The organism is Mesorhizobium sp. B2-3-4, from assembly GCF_006442315.1.
Classification (GTDB): Bacteria; Pseudomonadota; Alphaproteobacteria; order Rhizobiales; family Rhizobiaceae; genus Mesorhizobium.
Window position 1 is genome coordinate 1 of the sequence record NZ_VFVY01000026.1, and the last position, 21,924, is coordinate 21,924.

20 protein-coding genes are annotated in these 21,924 nt (G+C 64.0%); 9 read left to right on the forward strand and 11 right to left on the reverse strand.

Going from position 1 to position 21,924, the window contains the following annotated elements; genetic code table 11:
* Positions 1 to 131 precede the first annotated feature (131 nt).
* Together FJ967_RS29420 and FJ967_RS29425 are read left to right on the forward strand one after the other, a co-directional pair.
* The gene (locus tag FJ967_RS29420) at positions 132 to 1,715 is read left to right on the forward strand and encodes a glycosyltransferase (protein ID WP_181176193.1); all 1,584 of its coding nucleotides are present in this window, start codon (positions 132 to 134) and stop codon (positions 1,713 to 1,715) included.
* Complete coding sequence (locus tag FJ967_RS29425) at positions 1,712 to 3,220, forward strand: glycosyltransferase (RefSeq protein ID WP_140735820.1); 1,509 nt, start codon at positions 1,712 to 1,714, stop codon at positions 3,218 to 3,220. The genes FJ967_RS29420 and FJ967_RS29425 overlap by 4 nt, the downstream gene beginning before the upstream one ends.
* A 31-nt stretch (positions 3,221 to 3,251) precedes the next feature.
* Here the strand turns inward: FJ967_RS29425 and FJ967_RS29430 are convergent, their stop codons facing one another.
* The 3 genes from FJ967_RS29430 to FJ967_RS29440 all read right to left on the reverse strand — a co-directional run bounded on the left by FJ967_RS29430 (position 3,252) and on the right by FJ967_RS29440 (position 4,784).
* Positions 3,252 to 3,722 (reverse strand): VOC family protein, encoded by a 471-nt coding sequence (locus FJ967_RS29430; RefSeq protein WP_140735821.1) that lies wholly within the window; start codon positions 3,720 to 3,722, stop codon positions 3,252 to 3,254.
* Between the two features lie 90 nt (positions 3,723 to 3,812).
* Positions 3,813 to 4,340 (reverse strand): SRPBCC family protein, encoded by a 528-nt coding sequence (locus tag FJ967_RS29435; protein ID WP_246675432.1) that lies wholly within the window; start codon positions 4,338 to 4,340, stop codon positions 3,813 to 3,815.
* A gap of 99 nt (positions 4,341 to 4,439) precedes the next feature.
* A complete protein-coding gene (locus FJ967_RS29440; RefSeq protein ID WP_140735823.1) occupies positions 4,440 to 4,784 on the reverse strand; it encodes a metalloregulator ArsR/SmtB family transcription factor in 345 nt (114 codons plus the stop codon).
* 197 nt (positions 4,785 to 4,981) lie between these two features.
* Here FJ967_RS29440 and ilvD point away from each other — a divergent pair, with 197 nt between their 5' ends.
* Positions 4,982 to 6,826 carry a dihydroxy-acid dehydratase gene (gene ilvD / locus FJ967_RS29445; RefSeq protein WP_140735824.1) on the forward strand — a complete coding sequence of 615 codons (1,845 nt, stop codon included), beginning with the start codon at positions 4,982 to 4,984 and terminating at the stop codon, positions 6,824 to 6,826.
* Positions 6,827 to 6,868: 42 nt separating this feature from the next.
* Here the strand turns inward: ilvD and FJ967_RS29450 are convergent, their stop codons facing one another.
* Positions 6,869 to 8,623, reverse strand: coding sequence for an ABC transporter ATP-binding protein (locus FJ967_RS29450; RefSeq protein ID WP_140735825.1), 1,755 nt, complete (start codon positions 8,621 to 8,623; stop codon positions 6,869 to 6,871).
* Between the two features lie 151 nt (positions 8,624 to 8,774).
* On the opposite strand from FJ967_RS29450, the gene FJ967_RS29455 reads away from it, so the two are divergent.
* The 3 genes from FJ967_RS29455 (at position 8,775) to FJ967_RS29465 (ending at position 11,447) form a co-directional block, all read left to right on the forward strand.
* On the forward strand, positions 8,775 to 10,055 hold the full coding sequence (locus tag FJ967_RS29455) for an amidohydrolase family protein (RefSeq protein ID WP_140735826.1): 1,281 nt from the start codon (positions 8,775 to 8,777) through the stop codon (positions 10,053 to 10,055).
* 87 nt (positions 10,056 to 10,142) lie between these two features.
* On the forward strand, positions 10,143 to 10,403 hold the full coding sequence (locus FJ967_RS29460; RefSeq protein ID WP_140735827.1) for a hypothetical protein: 261 nt from the start codon (positions 10,143 to 10,145) through the stop codon (positions 10,401 to 10,403).
* A gap of 120 nt (positions 10,404 to 10,523) precedes the next feature.
* Entirely contained in the window at positions 10,524 to 11,447 is a 924-nt protein-coding gene (locus FJ967_RS29465; protein WP_140735828.1) for a DMT family transporter, read from the forward strand.
* A 24-nt stretch (positions 11,448 to 11,471) separates the two neighbouring features.
* Here the strand turns inward: FJ967_RS29465 and FJ967_RS29470 are convergent, their stop codons facing one another.
* A complete protein-coding gene (locus FJ967_RS29470) occupies positions 11,472 to 12,380 on the reverse strand; it encodes a LysR substrate-binding domain-containing protein (protein WP_140735829.1) in 909 nt (302 codons plus the stop codon).
* A 126-nt stretch (positions 12,381 to 12,506) separates the two neighbouring features.
* Between FJ967_RS29470 and FJ967_RS29475 the strand changes: the two genes are divergently transcribed.
* Entirely contained in the window at positions 12,507 to 12,953 is a 447-nt protein-coding gene (locus tag FJ967_RS29475) for an ester cyclase (protein ID WP_140735830.1), read from the forward strand.
* A gap of 44 nt (positions 12,954 to 12,997) precedes the next feature.
* Here the strand turns inward: FJ967_RS29475 and FJ967_RS29480 are convergent, their stop codons facing one another.
* Complete coding sequence (locus FJ967_RS29480) at positions 12,998 to 13,900, reverse strand: phosphotransferase family protein (protein WP_140735831.1); 903 nt, start codon at positions 13,898 to 13,900, stop codon at positions 12,998 to 13,000.
* A 96-nt stretch (positions 13,901 to 13,996) separates the two neighbouring features.
* On the opposite strand from FJ967_RS29480, the gene FJ967_RS29485 reads away from it, so the two are divergent.
* Positions 13,997 to 14,629, forward strand: a complete 633-nt coding sequence (locus tag FJ967_RS29485) for a class I SAM-dependent methyltransferase (protein WP_140735832.1) — start codon at positions 13,997 to 13,999, stop codon at positions 14,627 to 14,629.
* Here FJ967_RS29485 and FJ967_RS29490 read toward each other — a convergent pair.
* Complete coding sequence (locus tag FJ967_RS29490; RefSeq protein ID WP_140735833.1) at positions 14,626 to 17,067, reverse strand: FAD-dependent oxidoreductase; 2,442 nt, start codon at positions 17,065 to 17,067, stop codon at positions 14,626 to 14,628. The genes FJ967_RS29485 and FJ967_RS29490 overlap by 4 nt on opposite strands.
* Complete coding sequence (locus FJ967_RS29495) at positions 17,064 to 17,951, reverse strand: phosphotransferase family protein (RefSeq protein ID WP_140735834.1); 888 nt, start codon at positions 17,949 to 17,951, stop codon at positions 17,064 to 17,066. The genes FJ967_RS29490 and FJ967_RS29495 overlap by 4 nt, the downstream gene beginning before the upstream one ends.
* A gap of 416 nt (positions 17,952 to 18,367) precedes the next feature.
* Between FJ967_RS29495 and FJ967_RS29500 the strand changes: the two genes are divergently transcribed.
* On the forward strand, positions 18,368 to 19,144 hold the full coding sequence (locus FJ967_RS29500) for a DeoR/GlpR family DNA-binding transcription regulator (protein ID WP_140735835.1): 777 nt from the start codon (positions 18,368 to 18,370) through the stop codon (positions 19,142 to 19,144).
* On the opposite strand, the gene FJ967_RS29505 is transcribed toward FJ967_RS29500, so the two are convergent.
* The 3 genes from FJ967_RS29505 to FJ967_RS29515 form a co-directional block, all read right to left on the reverse strand.
* Complete coding sequence (locus tag FJ967_RS29505; RefSeq protein ID WP_140735836.1) at positions 19,141 to 20,055, reverse strand: NAD(P)/FAD-dependent oxidoreductase; 915 nt, start codon at positions 20,053 to 20,055, stop codon at positions 19,141 to 19,143. The two genes, FJ967_RS29500 and FJ967_RS29505, sit on opposite strands and share 4 nt — an antisense overlap.
* Positions 20,045 to 20,494, reverse strand: a complete 450-nt coding sequence (locus tag FJ967_RS29510; RefSeq protein ID WP_140735837.1) for an Rrf2 family transcriptional regulator — start codon at positions 20,492 to 20,494, stop codon at positions 20,045 to 20,047. Before FJ967_RS29510 ends, FJ967_RS29505 begins: the two co-directional genes overlap by 11 nt.
* A 65-nt stretch (positions 20,495 to 20,559) precedes the next feature.
* Positions 20,560 to 21,921, reverse strand: a complete 1,362-nt coding sequence (locus FJ967_RS29515; protein WP_140735838.1) for a HAMP domain-containing sensor histidine kinase — start codon at positions 21,919 to 21,921, stop codon at positions 20,560 to 20,562.
* Positions 21,922 to 21,924 lie beyond the last annotated feature (3 nt).

The window sequence follows — 21,924 nt, forward strand, 5'->3', positions numbered from 1 at the left end:
GGGATGGAGGGGACGCCTGACAAGGGGACTGATGGCGCCGTGGGCGGGCAGGCATCCCTGCGAATTCCGTTGAATGGATCGCATCATCATCGGCGGTCGAGCGAATGAGCGGGCGCCGGGACGATGCCCTCATGGCGGGCTACGAGGACTGGCGGCAATCCAGGCTGATCGAAAGGAAAAGGTCGCCTCGCGGGCGAGGCGCCTGGAACCACCTGATCACGGTTTTCGTCTACCCGGAAGCGTCGTCGTCCGCGACCGCCATGTCGCAAACCCTGTCGGCCTTGCTCGATCAGACTTACCGCAACATCGAGATCGTGGTGATTGGTGCCCGCGAACAGGACCTGCCGGATTCCAGCCGGTTTGTGGGCCTGCGGGGCCTGTTCGCCGAGCCGGCGCTCGATGTGCTCGACATCTTGTCGGATCCGGCGGCCGACCATGCCTGGCGCGGCAGTCATCTTGTCCTTGCGGCCGCGGGAACGACGTTCGATCCGGACACTTTCGATCTGCTGAACGAAATGCTCTCGCGATCGCCGGGAAAGCCGGCACTCGAGCTCGTCGTCTGCGATCACGACCGTGCCGCGGCGACCGGAACCGGACGGTCGCCCTGTTTTCTGCCTGGCTGGGATCCAGACCTGATCGTCGCGATGGATTACATCGGCACCGCATTCATGGCATCTCGCCGACTGGTCCTCGCCCGGCGGTCATCGCGTCCGGCGTCCCTGCATGACTGGCTCCGGTCTCTTGCCGGCGGCTCGCTGGTGACAGCTCATCTCACCGAGCCGGTCATGCATCTCCCGGCAATTCCACCGCATCCTTCGGCGGAGACGCTCATCAGCGAATTCCCGGCCGCAAAATCGGTGGCGATCATCATCCCCAACCGTGACAAGCCGGAACTGCTGAGACGCTGCGTCAGGTTTCTGGAGTTCACGGAAATCGCCGGACTTGAGCTGGTCATAGTCGACCACGCCAGTACCGACCCCGAGACATTGGCGCTCTACGCATGGCTGAAGCAGCGGTACAGCGCCCGCATCCTCAGGATCGACGGCCGCTTCAATTTCTCGCGCATGGTCAATCTGGGTGTTGCGGCAACCACCGCGCAGATGGTGCTGCTGCTCAACAATGACATCGAGGTGACGAAGCCGCACGAGATCGACATGATGGTGAGCCATGCCATGCGCCCCGAAGTGGGGGTGGCCGGCGCGCGCCTGCTCTACCCAGATGGCAGGGTTCAACACGCGGGCGTCATCCTGCGACCCGGCCCGGGCCAGGAGCAAACCGTGGTGTCGCAGCACGTTCTGCGCGGCGCCGCCAGCCATTCCGATGGGTATCTTCATGCGCTGCGCACGGTTCGCAATTATCAGGCGGTAACCGGCGCCATCATCGCGACCAGGCGAGACGTCTTTGACAAGGCTGGCGGATTTGACGAGGTCAACCTGCCGGTCGAGCACAGCGACATCGATTATTGCCTGCGTGTCCGCGCGGCCGGATTTCGCGTCATTTCGCTGCCGACGGCAGGGATCGTCCATTCCGAGTCCTCCACAAGAGGGCTGGACACCACGCCGGAGGTGTCGCGCATGCGCGTGGCAGCCGGGGAGTTGATGATCCGGCGTTGGCGGGATGCCGTGAACCATGATCCCTTCCGCAATCCGCATCTGGATTGGGGAGACCGCTCGCAAGCCCTGTTTCCCTGGACCAACTGGTCGGATGTGCAATGAAGGACGATCATTTCATTCGACGCACCTTGCGGCGTGCGCGCCGCGCCATCCCCTGGAGGGATCAGCTCAGGCGCGGACTGAGATCGACGTTCCGTCTCCAGTCGCGGCGCGACCCGCTTCGAGCCCTGGCGGAATTCGCCGGTGTCTTCGATGCCAGTTGGTATGCGCAAAAGTATGGGGACGTCGTGGCCAGCGGCCTCGATCCGTTTACCCACTACATGAAGCATGGCTGGCGGGCAAAGCGTGAGCCCGCGCCCGGCGTCGAAATCGAAAGCCGCGCGGCCATGGTCCCGGGCTTTCGGCCTGGCCAGGACAATCCGATGTCCTATCTGCTGCAAAACCTTGGACGGCTCGACACCCGGCAAGAGAAGCTGTCCGAGTCTGCTCCACTCGTTCGGATCCTGGATGACGGCCTGTGCGTGAGCGGATATTTTCGTTCGGAGGTCGGGCTCGGCCAGTCGGCGCGCAATATCGTTTATGCCTGTGACGCCGCCCGTCTGCCGGTCTCCGCCCGCGCCCAGGCTTTGCCGGGACGCGAAAATGACGACGAGTTTGCGAGCAAATGCAATTCAATCGTCGACCGTAAGGCCCAGCTCATCGTTCTGGGGTTGGCTTCCATCGACCGCTATCGTCTCGACATTGCTCCAGGCCGGCTCAACATCGTGTACCCGTTCTGGGAACTTCTGAAGATTCCCAAGGAGTGGCATGCCGGTATCCGGGATTTCGACGAAGTCTGGGCTCCTTCGCGATTTGTCGCCTCGGCCCTTGCTTCCGTGCCGGGTGTCACGCCGCGCTATGTGCCGCACCCCATTCGTCTTCCCGACCAGCAGCCAGGGCCGCGAGCCGATCGTACGAAATTGCGCTTCTTTACGTTTCTGGATTTTGACTCGTATGGCGAGCGGAAAAATCCGCAAGCCGCCGTCAATGCCTTCAGCGCCGCCTTCCAGCCAACGAAGCGCGACGTCGAACTCGTCATCAAGACGCGTGGCGAGCGGGACCGGGGACTGCGCGCCTGGCTCGGGGAGGCCGCGGCGCGGGACAATCGGATTCACGTCGTGGATCGTACTCTCGATCGTGCCGGCATGGATGCGCTGATGATGCAATGCGATGCATTCGTCTCGCTCCACCGTTCCGAAGGCCTTGGCCTTGGCGCCGCCGAGGCTCTCGCCGCCGGCAAGGCCGTCGTGGCCACCGACTATGGCGGCACGACCGACTTCATCAATGAATCGACCGGATATCCTGTCGCCTATGCGTTGCAGCCGGTTCAAGATGGCGCATATGTTCACACCGAGGGCCAGGTCTGGGCGACCGCGGACAAGGATGCCGCGGTCGAGGCGATGCGTGCGATCCATGCCTCGCCGCAAGACGCCGAGGCGCGTGCCCGAAATGGCTTCCTGCTGTTGAAGAAACAGCAATCATTGGCCGCGGTGGGCAACCGCATCGGACAAATCCTCGCGGAGCGCGGGGCGATGCCGCAGGGGTGGCAAAGCCGCGCCGACCCATAGCGCCAATGCCGGGGCCGCCGCCTGGCACAGATCAGCCTTTGGCGGCTTCCTCGATCTTGGCGATGTCGATCTTGCCCATCTGCATCATCGCCGACATCACTCGTCCGGCCTTGGCCTTGTCAGGGTCCTGAAGCAATCTCGGCAACTGCTCCGGCACGACCTGCCAGGAAACACCGAACTTGTCCTTCAGCCAGCTGCATCGGCCAGGCTCGCCGCCGCCTTCGGTGAGTTTGCTCCAGAAATGATCCACCTCGTCCTGCGTCTTGCAATCGATCGACAGCGACATGGCCTCGGTGAACTTGTATTGCGGGCCGCCATTGAGCGCCTGGAATTGCACGCCGTCGAGCTCGAACGATGCCACCAGGACCTTGCCCTCCGATGCATGGCCCTGCGGCCAGCGCGTGACGCTCAGCACCTTCGAATTCTTGAAGATGGAGACGTAATGGTTCATGGCCTCTTCGGCCTGGTCGTCGAACCACAGGAAGGTGGTGATCTTTTGCATTGTCGTGCTCCTCATTTTTCTCTCTTCGGATGAAGAAGTTCAGGGGGGAAGAAGGCTCGGGGGTGAAGAAGGCTTAGGGGGTGAAGAAGGTCAGGCCGCGCCCTTGGCGGCGTCCTGCAGGGAAGCGAGATAGGCATCGAGTTGGGCGTAGCTTTGGGCCATGCCGCTCGTCATGCCGGTGCCGAGCGCACCATCGCGGGCTGCCTGGGAGGCGTAGAGCACGGTCTGCGTCAGCAGTGTCTTTCCGCCTTGCTCGGTGAAGACCACGGTCCCGATCGTCTCGCCACCGGTCCAGTCCTCGTCGAACAGTTCGGTGGCAACGAGCCGGCTCGGGCGCACGATCTCACGATAGGCACCGCTCATGCCCATGATCTGGCCGTCCCGATGCTGCCAGACATAGCGAGTTGCGCCGCCGACCCTGAGGTCAATTTCGCAAACTGCCAGCCGCCACCCGTCGGGGCCATGCAGCCAGCCCTTCAACAGCTCCGGTATGGTCCAGCAGTCGAACACCATCGGGCGCGGCGCATCGAAGATCCGGGTGACCTGAACTTCGCGGTCGCTAGGCGTGCTTACAGTCAATGTCGCGACGGTCGAACCGGGCAATGTTGTGGTGCTCACGATGATCCTCCTGCTGTTTGTCCAAGGACGTTGCCGCAACCGGCGATCCGACACGGTTTCCTGATTTTTTCTCGTCGGGGCTGATACGCCGGGTTCCGGCTATTGTTCCGCGTCGCCGGCCGCTTTCGTGGCCTGCATGGCAGAGAGCAAGACGTCTAGACGTTGGAAATTGCCTTCCCAGATCTTGCGATAACGCTCCAGCCAGTCAGTCGCCTCGGCCAAAGGCTTTGCCTCCAGCCGGCAGGGCCGGCGCTGCGCGTCGCGTCCGCGAGAGATCAGGCCGGCGTTCTCAAGCACCTTGAGGTGCTTGGATATCGATGGCTGGCTCATGGCAAAGGGCTCAGCCAGTTCCATCACCGACGCCTCACCATCCATGAGCCGCGCAAGGATGGCGCGCCGCGTTGGATCGGCAAGCGCGGCGAAGGTGGCGTCTAGTTGAGTCATGCGCACTCCATAGCCAATAAGCTATATACCCATTTGGCTATATATAGCTCGGCCCCGTCCGTCAACCCGCGCGGGCAAATTTCTGGCGCATTGCAAAAATGTGGTCAGACCATACTTGCCGGTCTATAAACCCTGCGATCGAAATTCAGCGCCGCCGCGCTCCGCACCGAGCGCAGCCAGCCAGCCAAGGAATGCTCATGCCTGCCTATCGCTCCCGCACCACCACCCACGGCCGCAACATGGCCGGCGCCCGCGGCCTGTGGCGCGCCACCGGCATGAAGGATTCGGATTTCGGCAAGCCGATCATCGCGGTGGTCAACTCCTTCACCCAGTTCGTGCCCGGCCATGTCCACCTGAAGGACCTTGGCCAGCTCGTCGCGCGCGAGATCGAAAAGGCCGGCGGCGTCGCCAAGGAATTCAACACCATCGCCGTCGATGACGGCATCGCCATGGGCCATGACGGGATGCTCTATTCGCTGCCGTCGCGTGAATTGATCGCCGATTCCGTCGAATACATGGTCAACGCGCACTGCGCCGACGCCATGGTCTGCATCTCCAATTGCGACAAGATCACGCCCGGCATGCTGATGGCGTCGCTGCGCCTCAACATCCCGACCGTCTTCGTCTCCGGCGGGCCGATGGAAGCCGGCAAGGTCGTGCTGGCCGGCAAGACGCAGGCGCTCGATCTCGTCGACGCCATGGTCGCGGCCGCCGACGACAAGATTTCCGACGAGGACGTCAAGGTAATCGAGCGCTCCGCCTGCCCGACCTGCGGCTCCTGCTCGGGCATGTTCACCGCCAATTCGATGAACTGCCTGACCGAGGCGCTCGGTCTTTCCTTGCCGGGCAACGGCTCGACGCTCGCCACCCATGCCGACCGCAAGAGGCTGTTCGTCGAGGCCGGCCATCTCGTCGTCGATCTCGCCCAGCGCTATTACGAACAGGACGACGAGAGCGCGTTGCCGCGCAGCATCGCCTCCAAGGGCGCCTTCGAGAACGCCATGACGCTCGACATCGCCATGGGCGGCTCGACCAACACCGTGCTGCACATACTGGCGGCCGCGCATGAAGGCGAGGTCGATTTCACCATGGAGGATATCGACCGGCTGTCGCGCAGGGTGCCGGTTCTCTGCAAGGTGGCGCCGGCGAAGTCCGACGTGCACATGGAAGACGTCCACCGCGCCGGGGGCATCATGGCCATCCTGGGTCAGCTCGACAATGCCGGCCTGATCAACCGCGACCTGCCGACCGTGCACACGGCGAGCCTTGGCGAAGCGCTCGACCATTGGGATATTTCGCGCACCTCCAGCCAGAATGTCCGCGATTTCTTCCTCGCCGCTCCCGGTGGCGTGCCGACACAGGTCGCCTTCAGCCAGGACCGTCGCTGGGACGAGCTGGATGTGGACCGTGAAAAAGGCGTCATTCGTTCGGCCAAGACGCCTTTCTCGAAGGACGGCGGCCTCGCCGTGTTGAAGGGCAATCTGGCGCTCGACGGCTGCATCGTGAAGACCGCCGGCGTCGACGAGTCGATCCTGAAATTCACCGGCCCGGCCCGGGTGTTCGAAAGCCAGGATGCCTCGGTCAAGGCGATCCTGGCCAATGAGATCAAGGCCGGCGACGTCGTCGTCATCCGCTATGAGGGTCCGCGCGGCGGGCCCGGCATGCAGGAAATGCTCTACCCGACCAGCTATCTGAAATCGAAAGGGCTGGGCAAGGCTTGCGCGCTGGTCACTGACGGCCGCTTCTCCGGCGGCACGTCGGGCCTGTCGATCGGCCACGCTTCGCCGGAAGCTGCCGAGGGCGGCACGATCGGGCTGGTGCAGGAAGGTGACACGATCGAGATCGACATTCCCAACCGCACCATCCGCCTGGCTGTCAGCGACGCCGAACTGGACGCGCGCCGCGCGGCGATGGAGGCCAAGGGCACTTTGGCCTGGAAGCCCGAGGAAAAGCGCAAGCGCAAGGTGACGACCGCGTTGCGCGCCTACGCCGCCTTAGCCACCAGCGCGGACAAGGGCGCAGTGCGGCACGTGCCGGAGTAGCGGCGTTTTTCCCTTCTCCCCACAAGGGGAGAAGGGAGGAGCTCATGGCATCAGCTGATACTCATAAAGCTTCTGGTACAGCCCGCCCTGCTTGAGCAGGCTCCTGTGCGGGCCGCTTTCCACCACCTTGCCGGCCTCCAGAACCACGATCGTGTCGGCCTGGTGTACCGTCGAGAGCCGGTGCGCGATGACGATCGTCGTGCGCCCCTCGGTCAGCTGCTGCAGCGCGTCGCGGAACAAAGCCTCGGACTCGGCATCGAGCGCGCTGGTCGCTTCGTCGAGTAGCAGGATTTCGGCGTTGCGCAGCATGGCGCGCGCGATCGAGATGCGCTGGCGCTGGCCGCCTGACAAAAGGCCGCCATTCTCGCCGACATCGGTCTCGTAGCCCTTCGCCTGCGCGACGATGAAGTCATGGGCGTTGGCCGCCTTGGCGGCGGCGATCACCTCTTCATCGGTCGCGCCCTCGCGGCCAAGGCGGATATTGTGCATGATCGTGCCGGCAAACAGGAATGTGTCCTGGCTGACATAGGCGATCTTTTCCCTGAGCGAGGCCAGCGTTGCATGGGAAATATCCTGGCCGTCGAGCAGCACCTGACCGCTCTTGGGGTCATACATGCGCATGATCAGGTTCAGGATCGTCGACTTGCCGCCACCGGAAGGCCCGACCAGCGCCGTCATTTTGCCGGGCGCGAGCGTGAGGTCGAACCCCTCCAGCACCGGCGGGCCATTCTGGTAGGCGAAGCTGACGGCATCGAACCTTATCTCGCCAGGCCCGGCCAGAAGCGGCCTCGCATCCGGCTTCTCGGCCAGCGTCAGCGGCTCGTCGGCGAGCTGGAACATCATGCGCACGCCGACAATGCCGCTTTCCAGCGCGATGCGCACGCGCGCGAGGCGCTTGGCCGGCTCATAGGCAAGCAGCAGCGCGGCGATGAAAGCCATGATGTTGCCGGGCATCTGGCCGCCCTGCAGAACCAGCAGGCCGCTGACCATGACCGCACCGGCGATCGCCAGTCCGGCGAGCGTCTCCATCACCGGGCTGGTCACCGCCTCCAGCGCGGCGATGTTGTTGGCCCTGTCCTCGACGTCCGCCACCGCCCTGTACATGCGTTTGCGCATCAGGCCTTCCAGGTTGAAGGATTTGACCACGCGCACGCCGATCGCGGTTTCCTGCATCACCTGCACGATCTGGCCGACCGAGCGGAATTCCATGGCGGCGAACTTGCGCACGCGCTTCAGGATGCGGTTGACACCGTATATGGCCAGCGGGCCGACGACGAAGCAGATCAGCGACAGCGCCGGCTGCTGCCAGACCATGACCCCGATCAGCGCAACCAGCGTCACCAGGTCGCGTACGTAAGAGGTGACGATGAGGTCGAGCACGTTGCGCGCCGCCTGGGCATTGTTGGTCATGCGGGTTATCAGGTCCGATGACGAGGTCGAATGGTAGAACTCGATGCCTTGCGCCAGGATGCGATCGTAGATCTTGCGTTGCCGGTCGGCGATGATGGCGTTGCCGACCCGGCTCATGAAATAGGCCTGGACGAAATTGGCGATGCCCTTGACGATGAAGATTCCGGCGACCGCCAGGGCGATCTGGTTGACGCGGTCGATCCTCTTGTCGATCACGAATTCATTGGTGATTTCGCGCAGTATCCAGGCGCTGGCGGCCGTCATGCCGGCCACCACCAGCATCGAAAGGATGGCGGCGCCATAGCCGGCCCTGTGCTCCCGGAACGATTCCCTGAGCAGTCTTGCGACGAGGCGCTGGTTTTCCGTCGAGCGGAAGAAGCGGAACAACGGCTGATCCTTGATGCCGGGATGACGAAGGCGGCTTATAGAGTGAGTTGGCGCCGGAGGGAACCGTTCGCCGCCGCGGAAAGAAACCGCTGCGGCGGGCTGCCTTTTGCGACACGATGGAATTGTGATTCTTCAAGCGGGATGATGACAGATGGATTTCGACCTTATTGTTCGTGGCGGCACGCTTCCTGAGGGCGGCACCGCCGACATCGGCATCAGCGGCGAGACCATCGTGGCGATCGAGCCGAGGCTCGAGGGGGCCGCGCGGGCCGAAATCGATGCACGCGGCAATCTGGTGTCGGCGCCCTTCGTCGATCCGCATTTCCATATGGACGCCACACTCTCCTACGGCATTCCGCGCATCAACGCGTCGGGCACGCTGCTCGAAGGCATTGCGCTGTGGGGTGAGCTGAAGCCGCTCTTGACGCATGAGGCGGTGCGCGACCGGGCGCTCGCCTATTGCGACTGGGCGGTGTCGATGGGCCTGCTCGCCATCCGTACCCATGTCGATGTCTGCGACGACAGGCTGCTGGCGGTCGAGGCGCTGCTTGAGGTCAAGAAGATCGTCGCGCCCTATATCGATCTGCAGCTCGTGGCCTTCCCGCAGGACGGCCTATACCGCTCGCCGACAGCGCGCCAGAACACCATCCGCGCTCTCGACATGGGCGTCGACATCGTCGGCGGCATACCGCATTTCGAACGCACCATGGCCGACGGCACGCGCTCGGTGACAGAACTGTGCGAGATCGCGGCAAAACGTGGCTTGATGGTCGACCTGCATTGCGACGAGACCGACGATCCCTTGTCGCGCCACATCGAGCAGCTCGCCTTTGAAACGCATCGCCTCGGCCTGCAGGGCAGGGTGGCCGGCTCGCATCTCACCTCCATGCATTCGATGGACAATTACTATGTCTCGAAGCTTCTGCCGCTGATTGCCGAAGCCGGCGTTTCCGCTATCCCCAATCCGTTGATCAACATCATGCTGCAGGGCCGCCACGACACCTTCCCGAAGCGTCGCGGCATGACCCGGGTGAAGGAGATGCTGGCGCTCGGCATCCGTGTCGGCTGGGGTCAGGATTGCGTGCTCGATCCCTGGTATTCGCTGGGCACGGCCGACATGCTCGACGTCGCCTTCATGGGCCTGCATGTCGCCCAGATGTCGAGCCCCGCCGACATGGCGCGCTGTTTCGACATGGTCACCAACGTCAATGCCGCGATCATGGGCCTCGATCATCTCGGGCTCGCCGTCGGCAAGCGCGCCAGCCTTGTGATCCTCGACGCCGGTAACCCGATAGAGGCGATCAGGCTGCGTCCCGAGCGCATCTGCGTCATTGCCCGAGGCAAGGTCGTGGCGGAACGGACGAGGCAGGACACAAGGCTGTCCATCGACGGCAGGCCGGCGCTGGTGAACCGCAGGCATCAGGCCCAATAGCACGCTGGCACTGCATCAAGGCGCATGCTTCGCCTTCTCAGCGAATAAGTCTACGGTAAATCTCCACTTTAATCCGAGGAGGTTTTCATGTGGCGCAGGATTGTGATGGCGGTCGCATTGGCGGCGATAAGCGCGGGCTGCACGGCCGTGTCAGCTGAAGATCGGCGCGCCGCCGATGAAGCCAAATGCCGCTCCTACGGTTTCCTCAAGAAGAACGATGCCTTCGCCGAATGCCTGCAGCGCATCGATCTCGACCGGCGCGCGGAGCTGAGGAGCGCGCCGACCTTCGATCCCTGGGACCGGCCGGTGATCTATCGTCCGATCATCGTCAGGCCGCAGCCGAAGTAGCAAAACCGGTCAGAACCAGTCGATTTCTGACCCTGGTCTTGCGCTTTTCCGGATTTCTCCTCGTCAAAGCCGCCGCTTCCGTCTACGAGGCGGCTCGAACAAAGAGGAATCGGGATTGGCATGACGCAACCCGTGACGCGGTACTTCACAATCAGGAACGCGCTTCTGGCCGGCATCTTGCTGATGCTGGCTGGCGACTTCATGTTCGCGCTCAACGATGCGATGGGCAAATGGCTGGTCGCCAGCTTTTCCGTCGGCCAGGTGGTGCTGATCCGTTCGATCGGTGCCTTTATCGTACTCGGCCCGATGATCGCCAACCAGGGCGCCGGCAGGCTGTTCCGGATGGAACGGCCTGGGCTGCAGATCCTGCGCGTGGCGGCGACGACGCTGGACACCGCTTTGTTCTATGCCGCCGTTGTCTATCTACCGCTTGCCGACGTGATGAGTTTTTACATGGCCGGGCCGATCTATGTGGCCGCGCTGTCGCATTTCCTGCTGGGTGAAAAGGTCGGTTGGCGCCGCTGGCTGGCGATCCTGCTCGGTTTCTGCGGCGTACTCATCATGCTGAAGCCATCGTCCGCCGCACTCTCCCTGTCGTCGGGCTTTGCGCTGGTCGGCAGCATCGCCTTCGCCTTCGCCATCATCCTCAGCCGGCGCTTGCGTGGCACCAGTGACACCAATCTGGTGACTTGGCAGACGATCGGTACGCTGGTTGTCGGCGGCGTGCTGACCATCGGCGCCTGGCAGACGCCGTCAGCGCTCGATTTCGGCGCCATGCTGCTGCTCGGCATCGTCTCCTGCGGCGCGCACCTGATGATCACGCGGGCGCTGAAACTGGCGCCGGCCTCGACGCTGGCGCCGCTGCACTACACGCTGCTCCTGTGGGCCGTGGTGTTCGGGCTGGTGTTTTTCGGCGACGTGCCCAGCCCGCGCATCCTGATCGGCTCCGGCATCGTCGTGCTCGCCGGCCTGTTCATCTTCCATCGCCAGAAGGTGGTCGACACGACTGTGCCGCCCGAGAACGTGCCGAAGGGTGTCAACTGAGAACGGACGGCGACCGGGGCCTTCTTATCGTGCCTTCGCATCGCGCTGATGGTGTCGGATCGCGTCGATGAAGGCGCGCAGGGTCGAAGGCACGTGGCGATAGCCGGGATAGTACAGGGCCAGGCCCGGTATCGAGGGGCACCAGTCGGTGAGAACGGTCACGAGCTGGCCGTTGCGAAGTTCATCTTCGGCGAAGGATTGGGGCACATAGGCGATCCCCATGCCGTTTACCGCCGCCTGGACCATCAGGCTGTTATCGTCGAGCGACAGGACGCCCGGAACATCGACCGACAACTCCTGATCGCCCTTGCCGAACTCCCAGAGATATCTCTTGCCGCTGGGCAACCTCTGGCGGATGCAGACGTGACGCTTCAGATCCTCGGGCGTGACCGGCGGCTTGTTGGCGGCCAGATACGCCGGTGCGGCAACCGCGACAAAGCGCGTGGGGCCGCCGAGCGGCACCGCGATCATGTCTTGGGGTATGGCGTCGGCCAGCCTCACGCCGGCGTCGAACCCATCATGGACGATGTCGACGAGCCGTCCCTCCGACACCAGATCGAGCTCGATCCCGGGATGCCGTGACAGGAAGCCCGGCACGATGCGGCTCAACAGCCACATGGCCGCCGCCTTGTTCGCATTGATCCGCAACGTTCCATTCGGCGCACCGCGGTCCTCGGCAAGCTCATCCAGCGCCGCATCCAGGTCGTGCATGATCGGCTCCAGCAGCCGGAGCAGCCGCGCGCCCGCGTCGGTGGGAGAGACGCTGCGCGTCGTGCGGTTGAGAAGCCGCACGCCCAGCGTCTTCTCAAGCCCGATGATTGTGTGGCTGAGCGCCGAGCGCGATACGCCAATGGCGTCGGCGGCGTGGCGAAAGCTGCGGTGGGCGGCGACAGCGCGGAATGCTTCCAGCTCATTGAAAGTCGGCCGGGACATTGGTGAAAATCCTTCACGAACTCATGCCGGTTTATCCGCCTAATGAGACCAATAAGAAAGCCCTATCTCCCGTGAAGACACTTCGGACCGAAGCGTCGGATCCGGTCAAAACAGGAGGATATCGTCATGACCATCAAACTCACACGGGACGAACTCGTCGCGCGGCTCGTCAAGGCGGGAGAACTTGAAGTCGCCGGTGCGCCGGCCGATGAAATCGCCAGCTATTTCGATGTCGAAAACTTCCGCTTTCACGGACCGGATGGCTTTGAGAGTGATTTTGGCGGGTTGAGCAGCTATTTCGCGGCGATCCGCGCGGCATTCGAGAACCGCGCGATCCGGCGCGGCATCGTCGTCGTGGAAGGAAATACGGTCGCGTGCCAGACATGGATCACCGGACGCTTTGTCCATGAATTCTCGATGTCGCCGGCCGGGCCGCTGCCGCCCAACGGCGCCGACATCACCATGGACCTGATCAACATATTCCTGTTCGACGACGAAGGCCGCCTGGTCGAGGAGTTCGTCCGAACGGATTACCGGAGCTTTCTCAGGCAACTGGGCGCCAAGAGCCGATAGGGCGAGCTTGTCGCCGTGGGCATTGCCAACCAGGATTCCGGGGCCTAGCCTGCTCTCACCGCCGCAAGGTGCCTGGAGAACTCAGGCGTCTCCATCAGCGCCTTGCAGCGCGCGAAGCGGCCATCGGCATAGGCGCGGAAATCGTCGGCCGGATTGTCGTTGGCGAGCTGGATAAGCCCCCATAGCGTCCACAAAAGGTCGCACATCGCCTTGTAGATGACGACGCGTCCCCGTTGCGCCGGCCTCGCCTCGCCGCCGAAATAGGCGCGCATCAACTCCTCGTCCTGCGCGGCGTCGAACTTGCCTTCGACGCTGAGATCGCCGAGGTCCCAGAGCGGGTCGTTCATTCCGGAATATTCCCAGTCGACGATCCACATCCGCTCGCCTGTATCGAGGAAGTTCTCGCACAGCGGATCGCAATGGCAGGCAACGACCGGCAACGGATGCGCGACAAGGGCCGAGCGCACGGAGCCTGCCTCGCGCACCACATCGTGGTAGCCGGCGGGCAGGGCGACGTCCTTGGTCGAAAGCACCTTGAGATAGTCGTCGATCATCGCAAACAGCTCGAAGCGGAAGGGGAAGACCGCGCCGGACGCGTGCAGCTTGCGAAAGGCCTCGGCCGCACGGGCCGGACTTCCCTGCCGGTCCCGGAATTTTTCCGGCGACATCGTCTCTGCGCCGGCAATGTAGCGGGTCACCATCAGGCCGGTGGCCGCGTCCGCATGCAGCACCTGCGGGCTGACGCCGGCTCTTGCCGCCTCGCGCGACGCCACCGCTTCGTTGGCGCGGTTGATGTATTCCTCTGTGCCTTTGCCTGGAATGCGCAGGCAGAGATCGCCGGCTCGGAAAACGAGGTTGGTGAGGCCGCCGAGCCGATCCAGCGGTCCGGTGTAGCCGGCCAGCGCCGGAATGGCGGCAAGTTTTGCCCGCGCCTCGTCTGTCGCCATGCCCGCGCCCCCCACGCCGTTATTTCTTTGCCGCAACGGTTCCACAATTTTCCCCGTTTGGCTATCATCCCTATCAGACAGGCAACGGGTGGAACCGTGACGGACAGCAAACATCAGGGCGCGCTCGGCGCTGTCTACGCCGCCAAGCGCCCTGAAGAGGTGGCGGAACTCTACGATCGCTGGTCGCAGACCTACGATGCAGACATGTCGGCCGCCGGCTACCGCCACCCGACCATCTGCCTGGCCTTGCTCGCCCGCCACCTGCCACGCGGCTCGGTCCCCCTGCTCGACGCCGGCGCGGGCACAGGGCTGATCGGTGAATGGCTTCACATTGCAGGCTATCCCGAGGTCGAGGCGCTCGACATCTCGCAAGGCATGCTGGACCAGGCCGCGCGCAAGGGCGTCTATTCGGCGCTGCATTGCCTGGCGCTTGGCGGCGCCTTGCCTTTTGCCGACGACGCCTATGCCGGCATCATTTCCGCCGGTGTATTCACGTCTGGCCATGTCGGCGCCGAGGGACTGGACGAACTGATCCGCATCTGCCGGCCGGGCGGGGTGGTCGTGCTCACCGTCAAGAACACCCTATGGGATCAGGGTTTCGCCGCGCGCATCACGGAACTCGAAACGCAAGGCCGCATCGCTCGGGTCGAGGAGACACGGCCATACGTCTCCATGCCTGGCGAGGCCGACACGGTGCCGAGCCGTGGTCTCGCACTGCGGGTGCGCTAGGCCTTCACGCGCTGCATTGCCGGATCGTATAGCGGCTCGATATGGATTGTGGCCGGTGTCCGCTGTGTCGCGACCACCAGTTCATAGCGGCCCGAAGCGAGGAAATCATCGCTGACCCCGTCGGCGTTGCGCACATAGCCATAGCCGATATTCCTGCCTATCGTGTAGCCATAGCCGCCGCTGGTCAGATAGCCGACCGGCTCGCCATCGCGCAGGATGGTCTCGCGCCCGACCAGCACGATCTCCGGATCGTCGACCGTGAAGCCGGCAAAGCGTTTCTTCAGCGCCGCGCCGCCGGACATTTCCAAGGCCCGCCGTCCGACGAAATCCGTGTTCTTCCTGAGCTTGACAGCCCAGCCCAGTCCGGCTTCCAGCGGCGTGTCGTTGGGTGTGATGTCGGAGCCCCAGGCGCGATAGCCCTTTTCCAGCCGCAGCGATTCCAGCGCCCGGTAGCCGACCGGGCGGATATCGTGTGTCCCGCCGGCCGCCATCAGCGCGTCGAAGACTTCGCCGGTCACGGCAATCGGCACATGCAATTCCCAGCCGAGTTCGCCGACATAGGTGACGCGCAGCGCCCGGACCGCGTGCCCGGCGATGACGATCTCCCTGACATGGCCGAACGGGAAGCCGGCATTCGACACGTCGCTGCCGGTCACCGCGGACAGCACGTCGCGGGCGCGCGGCCCCATCAGCGACAGCGTGCCGAAATCCTCGGTGACGTCGGTCAGCCTGGCATCGAGGCCTTCCCCGATATGGTCGCCGATCCACGAGGCATCGTGGGTACGGAACCCAGTGCCGGTGACGATGTAGAATTTGTCCTCGGCCAGCCGCGACACGGTCAGGTCGGCCTCGATGCCGCCTCGGCTGTTGAGAAGCTGGGTATAGGTCAGCCTTCCCACGGGCTTGCTGACATCGTTGGCGCAGATCCAGTCTAGCGCCTTGGCCGCGTCGGGCCCGGTCAATTCGTATTTGGCGAAGGACGACTGGTCGAAAATGCCGACATGCTCGCGTACATGCCGGTGCTCGTCGCCGACGGCGTCGAACCAGTTCTGCCTGCCCATCGAATAGAGGTCCTTGGGCTCGACGCCCTCCGGCGCGAACCAGTTCGGGCGCTCCCATCCGAGCTTGGATCCGAATACGGCGCGGTGGCCCTTCAGCCTGTCATAGAGCGGCGAGACGATGCGCGGCCGGCCGCTGGTGTATTCCTCATGCGGGAAGCCGATCGTGTAATGCTTGCCATAGGCTTCCAGCGTACGCTCGCACACCCATTGCCGGTCGCGGTGCAGGTTGGAAAACCGTCTGATGTCGACCACCCACAGGTCGAGCGGCGCCTCGCCGTCGACCACCCATTGCGCCAGCACCCAGCCGGCGCCGCCGCCGGAGGCGATGCCGAAGGCGTTGAAGCCGGCGCCGACGAACATGTTGGCGCATTCGGGCGCCACGCCGAGGATGAAATTGCCGTCCGGCGTGAAGCTCTCCGGCCCGTTGATCATCTGCTTGACGCCGACCGTCTCCAGTGCCGGCACTCGGGCGATGGCCTGGCTCATATGCTGTTCGAAATGGTCGTAATCGTCGTCGAACAGCCGGAACTCCCAGTCATTGGGCACGTCCCCCGTCGTCCAGGCCTGTGGGTTCGGCTCATAGCCGCCCATCACCAGGCCGCCGACCTCTTCCTTGAAATAGGTGCGCCGGTCCGGATCGCGCAGCGTCGGCGCGTCGGTCGCCAACCCGTCGATCTTCTCGGTGATGATGTACTGGTGCTTGACCGGCTGCAGCGGCACGTTGATGCCGGCCATGGCGCCGACCTGCCGTGCCCATTGTCCGGCGCAGTTCACCACCTTGTCGCAGGCGATGTCGCCCTGGTCGGTCTTCACCGCCGTGATGCGGCCGCCCTTCATCTCGAAGCCGGTGACGCGCACGTTCTCGTAGAGCTTGGCGCCATGCATGCGCGCGCCCTTGGCCAGCGACTGGGTAATGTCGGACGGGCTTGCTTGGCCGTCGGTCGGCAGCCATGAGGCGCCGACGAGATCGCCAGTCTCCATCAGCGGCCACATCGCCTTCACCTCCGCCGGCGACAATAGATGCATGTCCATGCCGAAGCTTTTCGCCGTGGTCGCCAGCCTTTTGTACTCGGTCCAGCGGTCGGCATTGGTGGCGAGCCGCAGGCAGCCGGTCATCTTCCAGCCGGTGGCGAGCCCGGTCTCGGCCTCCAGCCCCTTGTAGAGGTCGACGGAGTATTTCAGCACTCGCGTGATCGAGGCCGACGAGCGCAATTGCCCGACCAGGCCCGCCGCATGCCAGGTCGAGCCCGACGTCAGCTTGCCCTGTTCGAGCAGAACCACGTCGGCTTTGTGGTCGCGCGCCAGATGATAGGCCGTCGAACAGCCGATGATGCCGCCGCCGATGACGACGATCGCGGCCTGGCTAGGCAAGGTCATGATTTCAGGATCCCGTACTTTGTCCGGTAGTTTTCCAGCGCCGCGCCGAGCCGCGCCAGGTTTTCTTCCGTATAGGCGACGTAGTCGATGCCCGGCGCATCGAGATAGAGCTCCGACACCATGCTCCACATCGCCTCGCGCAGCAGCGAGGCGCATTGCATGGCGGCGTGCGAGCGGCGGATGGCATCGTCCGGCTCCTTCATGAAATAGGCGGTCAGGAAGGCGAAGGATTCATCGTCGCTCATGCCGGCGTTCGAGGCGACGCCGGCCAGGTCGAACATCGCCGTGTTGAAGCCGGCATATTCGAAATCGATCAGCCACAGCCTGCTGCCGTCGTCGAGGATATTGGCCGGCAAAAGATCATTGTGGCCAAAGACGATCGGCAGCAGTTTCTGCGCCCGTTCCAGTTCGTCGGCCAGCGCCAGGAAACGCGGCAGCTCGTCGCGCTTGCGGCTGCCGCCTTCGTCCAGCGTGCGCGCATAGTCGCGGATGACGTGGAACACCCAGAACATGAAGCCGGCGCCGGAGACATGGTTGGGCATCTCGCGGTGGAAGCCGCGCATCAACGCCGCGACACGGCCGAGATTGGCGCGCACGTCCTGCGCCAGATAGGTCTTGGCGCCGAGAAACGCCGTCACCAGGATTCCCGGCTCGGCATAAAGGACCGCCGGCGCGAAGCCGGCGGCGTGGGCCGCCCGCGCCGTCATCACCTCGCGCTCGCGATAGACATGGTGGAACGGATAGTCCTGGCCGAAGCGCACGACATGTTTGCCGGCCGCGTCGGAGACCACATAATTGGCGTTGCTCAGGCCGCCCGGCAACGGCGCGATTTCGATGGCGCCGGTCCAGCAGGGCAGGGCGCGGATGCGGTCTTCGGCAGTCACGGAATCACACCTGCTGGCTGGTCTGGTTTGCGGGGCTTCGATAAGGCGCCGTGAGCGGCGCAACGACGGCGGGGAGAAGCGTGAATGATCTCGTCGGTGCGGGACGCCAGGATCGGTATCCCGCACCGCACCGACGAGCCCCTTGGCCAGGTTTTTGAGCCCGGCATCCGCCCCCGCGGATCTGAAAATCTCTTGCGCCAGACACCTCGCAGGTAAGCCTGGCCAGTGAGTTGCGGCTCTGCCATTGCCCTCCCGTTGCAGCTCCGAAACCCTGTTGCGGTGGGATTTCACGCCCTGGTTGCTCTCCTGTCAATGAAAAGATGTGACTTTTTCTGGGTATTTTGCCCGAAAGCATGGGCAATTCCTTTAAAAGCGTTAGGAATGCCCTAGAATCGGTCAATTTACTGGACGCCCCTATGATCCACTCGAAACGGCATGGCGAAATCCTGCGGCTGTTGCAGGAAGAGGGAACCGTCACCATCGCCAGCCTGGCCGATCGGCTCGGCGTTTCGCTCGAAACCGTGCGCCGTGACGTCAAGCCGCTGACCAGCGACGGGTCGGTTCTGAAGATGCATGGCGCCATCGGCCTGCCGTCGATGATCGGCGAGGCGCCTTTCGAGCGGCGCATGCGCGAGCATGCCGACGCCAAGCGCAGCATTGCGCGCTCGGTTGCGGCCACCATCCGTGACGGCGAGTCGATCATGCTCGATACCGGCACCACGACGTCATTCCTGGCGCGTGAACTGCTCGGCCACCGGCGCCTGACGGTCGTCACCAATTCGTCCGACATCGCCCGCACGCTGGCCACCATCAACGGCAATAAGGTCTATATGGCCGGGGGCGAGCTGCGCAGCGATTCAGGTGCGGCGTTCGGAGCTTCGGCCATCGAGTTCGTCAGCCGATTTTCGGTCAGCCATGCCATCATCTCCACCGGCGCCGTCGATGCCGTCACGGGCGTCATGGACTACGATCTGGACGAGGCCGAATTTGCCCGCATGGTGCTGTCGCGTGGCCAGCGTTCCCTCGTCATCACCGACCACACGAAGTTCGGCCGCCAGGGCCTGGTCCAGGTTTGCGGTTTCGACGGTTTTTCCGAGCTTGCCACCGACCGCGCGCCGCCGCACGACATCGAAGCGGCGCTGGCGCAAGCCGGAGCGCGGCTCAGCATCGCCGGCGGCGCAAGCGGTATCTAGCCGGACGACGTCTGGCCAAAGACCAGCGACTGATGGGCGCACACGCCCGCGAAGGTCCCGCCCGACACGGCGAAGGCGATGTTATGCATCGCGCGTGCCGCGTCGCCGGCGGCATAGACACCGGGAACCGTCGTCTGCTGCCTGTCGTCGACCGTGATGATCGGGCCCAGAAGCCCATCCGTGAAGCGGCAGCCGAGCTGTTCGGCAAGCGGGCTGGCCATGGTGTTGCGCGGCGCGGTGAAGATCGCCCTGACTCCGGCCTTTCGGTCGCCATCGAGACGGACCGTCAATCCGCCGGAACCGTCTTCCTCGAGCGCTTGGACCGTCGCAGGCTCAAAGCGGATATTCTTGCCATGAAGGGCGGCCATCTCCTCGGCGCCGGGCTCCAGCAGGCCGTTGCCGAACAGCGTGACGTCGCCCCAGTCGGAAATCAGTTGCGCCTGATGCAAGGACATCGGTCCGGTCGCCAGCACGCCGAGCGGTCCGCCGGAAACCTCGTAGCCATGGCAATAGGGGCAATGCAGCACGGTCCTGCCCCATTGTTCGGCAAGCCCGGGAACCTCCGGCAAGACATCGCGCACGCCGGTCGCAAGCACCAGGCGTGCCGCGCCGAATGTGTCGCCGCCATCGGTGGCGATTTCGAAATCGCTGCTGCTGTTGGCTCTAGCCCTCTCGGCACGCGCTTTGACGAGCCTTGCGTTCGGATAGGCAAGCAATTGCCGCCTTGCATCGTCCAGGATCGCTCCGGGCGTACGGCCGTCCTGGCCGAGAAAGCCGTGCGAATGCGCGGCGAAGCGGTTGCGCGGCAGTCCGGCGTCGATCACCAGCACCTTGCGCCGCGCGCGCGCCGCCTGGATTGCGGCGGACAGGCCGGCAAAGCTGCCGCCGACGACGGCAAGATCATACTGCATGACTTGAAACTCCAATGAGATCGTAACGGCGGCGGAAATCGGCGGTCAGGTCGGCCAGCGTGATGTGGCTGAGCTTCTCCGCCAGCAGCCTTTCTGCCGCGATGCGAAAATCGTCGAGCACGGCGATCACCGCTTGCTCGACGAGGCAGCCGGGGCTTTCCGGCTCGGTGCTGAACGGCAGCAGCGTCTCGCCAAGGGCGGCGCTGATCTCGGCCAGCGAGATGTCTTTGGGCGCACGTCCGAGCTGCCAGCCGCCGCCATGCCCGCGTGAGGAGGTGACGATGCCGGCATCGCGCAAGCCCGCGATAGTGCGGCGCACCACCACCGGATTGGTATGGACAAAGGTGGCAAGCTGCTCGGAGGTCAGCGCCTGCTCGGGCTTCTCGGCTATGTGGACGAGAATGTGCAGGATTGAGGACAGTCGACTGTTGCGTTTCATGTAACTTAATTAGTTACGATAAATGGCTATGTCAAACACCGCGTCGTCGATTTGTGGTGCAGGCGCTATGCCGGCAAGGCGCGAAAACTCATCCTGAAGCAGGCGCCGCTCGGCTTGCCGTCGAGGATATCGATGCGCCCGCCATGCAACTGCATGATTTCCTGCACGAGGTTGAGGCCGAGCCCCGCGCCGTGATCCTGCGGGCGCAGCCGGTAGAACGGCTCGAAGATGCGCTCCCGCTCGGCTGATGGCACGCCGTCGCCTTCGTCACGCACCTCGATGACAGCGGGCGTCGTGACGCTGACGGTGATCTTGCCGGCGCGGCCGCCATGCTCGATGGCGTTCTGCACGATGTTGGTTACCGCACGTTCGATCGCAGTTCGGTCGCCGGTGGCGAAGACGGTGTCTCCTTGCGGTTCGAACGCCATTTCGTATCCGGCCGAGAACGCCATCGGCGCGAGGTCGACGACGACGCCGCGCGTGATCGCCACCAGATCGACCTTTTCGAAAGAGGCCGCCTGCCGGTCCAGCCGTTGCAGGTCGAGCAACTGGTCGGTCAGTGTCGAGAGCCGCGCCGCGTCCTGCAGCAACCGCGCCCGCTCAGGCGTTGCCGGCCACGAAGCCAGGCGCGTGTTGAGGATGGCGACCGGTGTCCTCAGTTCATGCGCGGCGTCGGTCAGGAATCGCTTGTGGCGCTCATAACCCTTGTCGAGGCGCTCCAGCGCCGCGTTCACCGCCTTGACCAGGGGCGTGACTTCCTTTGGCACATCCTTCAGCGGCAACCGGACGCCGTGCTGGTCGATGTCTATGCGCTCGGCCTCGGCGGCCGCATGGCCAAGACCTGAAAGCGCGCCGCGCACCACCCAGGGCGTGGCAAACAGCGTGGCCAGCGCCATCAACCCGGCAAGCGGCAATATCCCCCAGAGGAAGAGGTTGGGCATCTGCCCGAGCAGGCGCAGCAGCGAAAGCCCGCCCTTGGTGCCGGTAAAAATCTGGACGTTGCCCGCGGCCGTGTCGGTCCAGCGGATCTTTGCATCCGGCGGTGCGCTCTCGCCCAACGAATTGTCGATGCGGGCGTCGCTGATGTTGTCCAGCAGTCCGACGAAGGGCCGGAAAATGACCGGCACCGTGCCCTCCTGAAGCCGCTGCCCTTGCTTGTCGCGGACGATGAACCAGAGGTCGGGAACCCCGGCGCGCAGCTTCGTGATGTCAGCGGTTTCGCGCAGGACCAGCTTGCCGCCGGCATCGCGTGCGATTGCGTCCGCCAGCACGTCCATTGTGCCGTCCTCGTAGTCGTGCGGGATAAGGCCGGTGGCCAGCATGGCGCCGAGGATGCCGGCGATGATCAAGGTCAGCATCGCGCATTGCAGCAAGGCGATGCGCAGCACCAGGCTCCATTTCAGCGAACGCGGGCGTTTGAGGTTCATTGC

Coding starts and splice junctions, on each gene's coding strand:
- FJ967_RS29420 (WP_181176193.1), top strand. CDS start 132: ATGGCGGGCTACGAGGACTGGCGGCAATCCAGGCTGATCGAAAGGAAA.
- FJ967_RS29425 (WP_140735820.1), top strand. CDS start 1,712: ATGAAGGACGATCATTTCATTCGACGCACCTTGCGGCGTGCGCGCCGC.
- FJ967_RS29430 (WP_140735821.1), bottom strand. CDS start 3,722: ATGCAAAAGATCACCACCTTCCTGTGGTTCGACGACCAGGCCGAAGAG.
- FJ967_RS29440 (WP_140735823.1), bottom strand. CDS start 4,784: ATGACTCAACTAGACGCCACCTTCGCCGCGCTTGCCGATCCAACGCGG.
- ilvD (WP_140735824.1), top strand. CDS start 4,982: ATGCCTGCCTATCGCTCCCGCACCACCACCCACGGCCGCAACATGGCC.
- FJ967_RS29455 (WP_140735826.1), top strand. CDS start 8,775: ATGGATTTCGACCTTATTGTTCGTGGCGGCACGCTTCCTGAGGGCGGC.
- FJ967_RS29460 (WP_140735827.1), top strand. CDS start 10,143: ATGTGGCGCAGGATTGTGATGGCGGTCGCATTGGCGGCGATAAGCGCG.
- FJ967_RS29465 (WP_140735828.1), top strand. CDS start 10,524: ATGACGCAACCCGTGACGCGGTACTTCACAATCAGGAACGCGCTTCTG.
- FJ967_RS29470 (WP_140735829.1), bottom strand. CDS start 12,380: ATGTCCCGGCCGACTTTCAATGAGCTGGAAGCATTCCGCGCTGTCGCC.
- FJ967_RS29475 (WP_140735830.1), top strand. CDS start 12,507: ATGACCATCAAACTCACACGGGACGAACTCGTCGCGCGGCTCGTCAAG.
- FJ967_RS29480 (WP_140735831.1), bottom strand. CDS start 13,900: ATGGCGACAGACGAGGCGCGGGCAAAACTTGCCGCCATTCCGGCGCTG.
- FJ967_RS29490 (WP_140735833.1), bottom strand. CDS start 17,067: ATGACCTTGCCTAGCCAGGCCGCGATCGTCGTCATCGGCGGCGGCATC.
- FJ967_RS29500 (WP_140735835.1), top strand. CDS start 18,368: ATGATCCACTCGAAACGGCATGGCGAAATCCTGCGGCTGTTGCAGGAA.
- FJ967_RS29505 (WP_140735836.1), bottom strand. CDS start 20,055: ATGCAGTATGATCTTGCCGTCGTCGGCGGCAGCTTTGCCGGCCTGTCC.
- FJ967_RS29510 (WP_140735837.1), bottom strand. CDS start 20,494: ATGAAACGCAACAGTCGACTGTCCTCAATCCTGCACATTCTCGTCCAC.
- FJ967_RS29515 (WP_140735838.1), bottom strand. CDS start 21,921: ATGAACCTCAAACGCCCGCGTTCGCTGAAATGGAGCCTGGTGCTGCGC.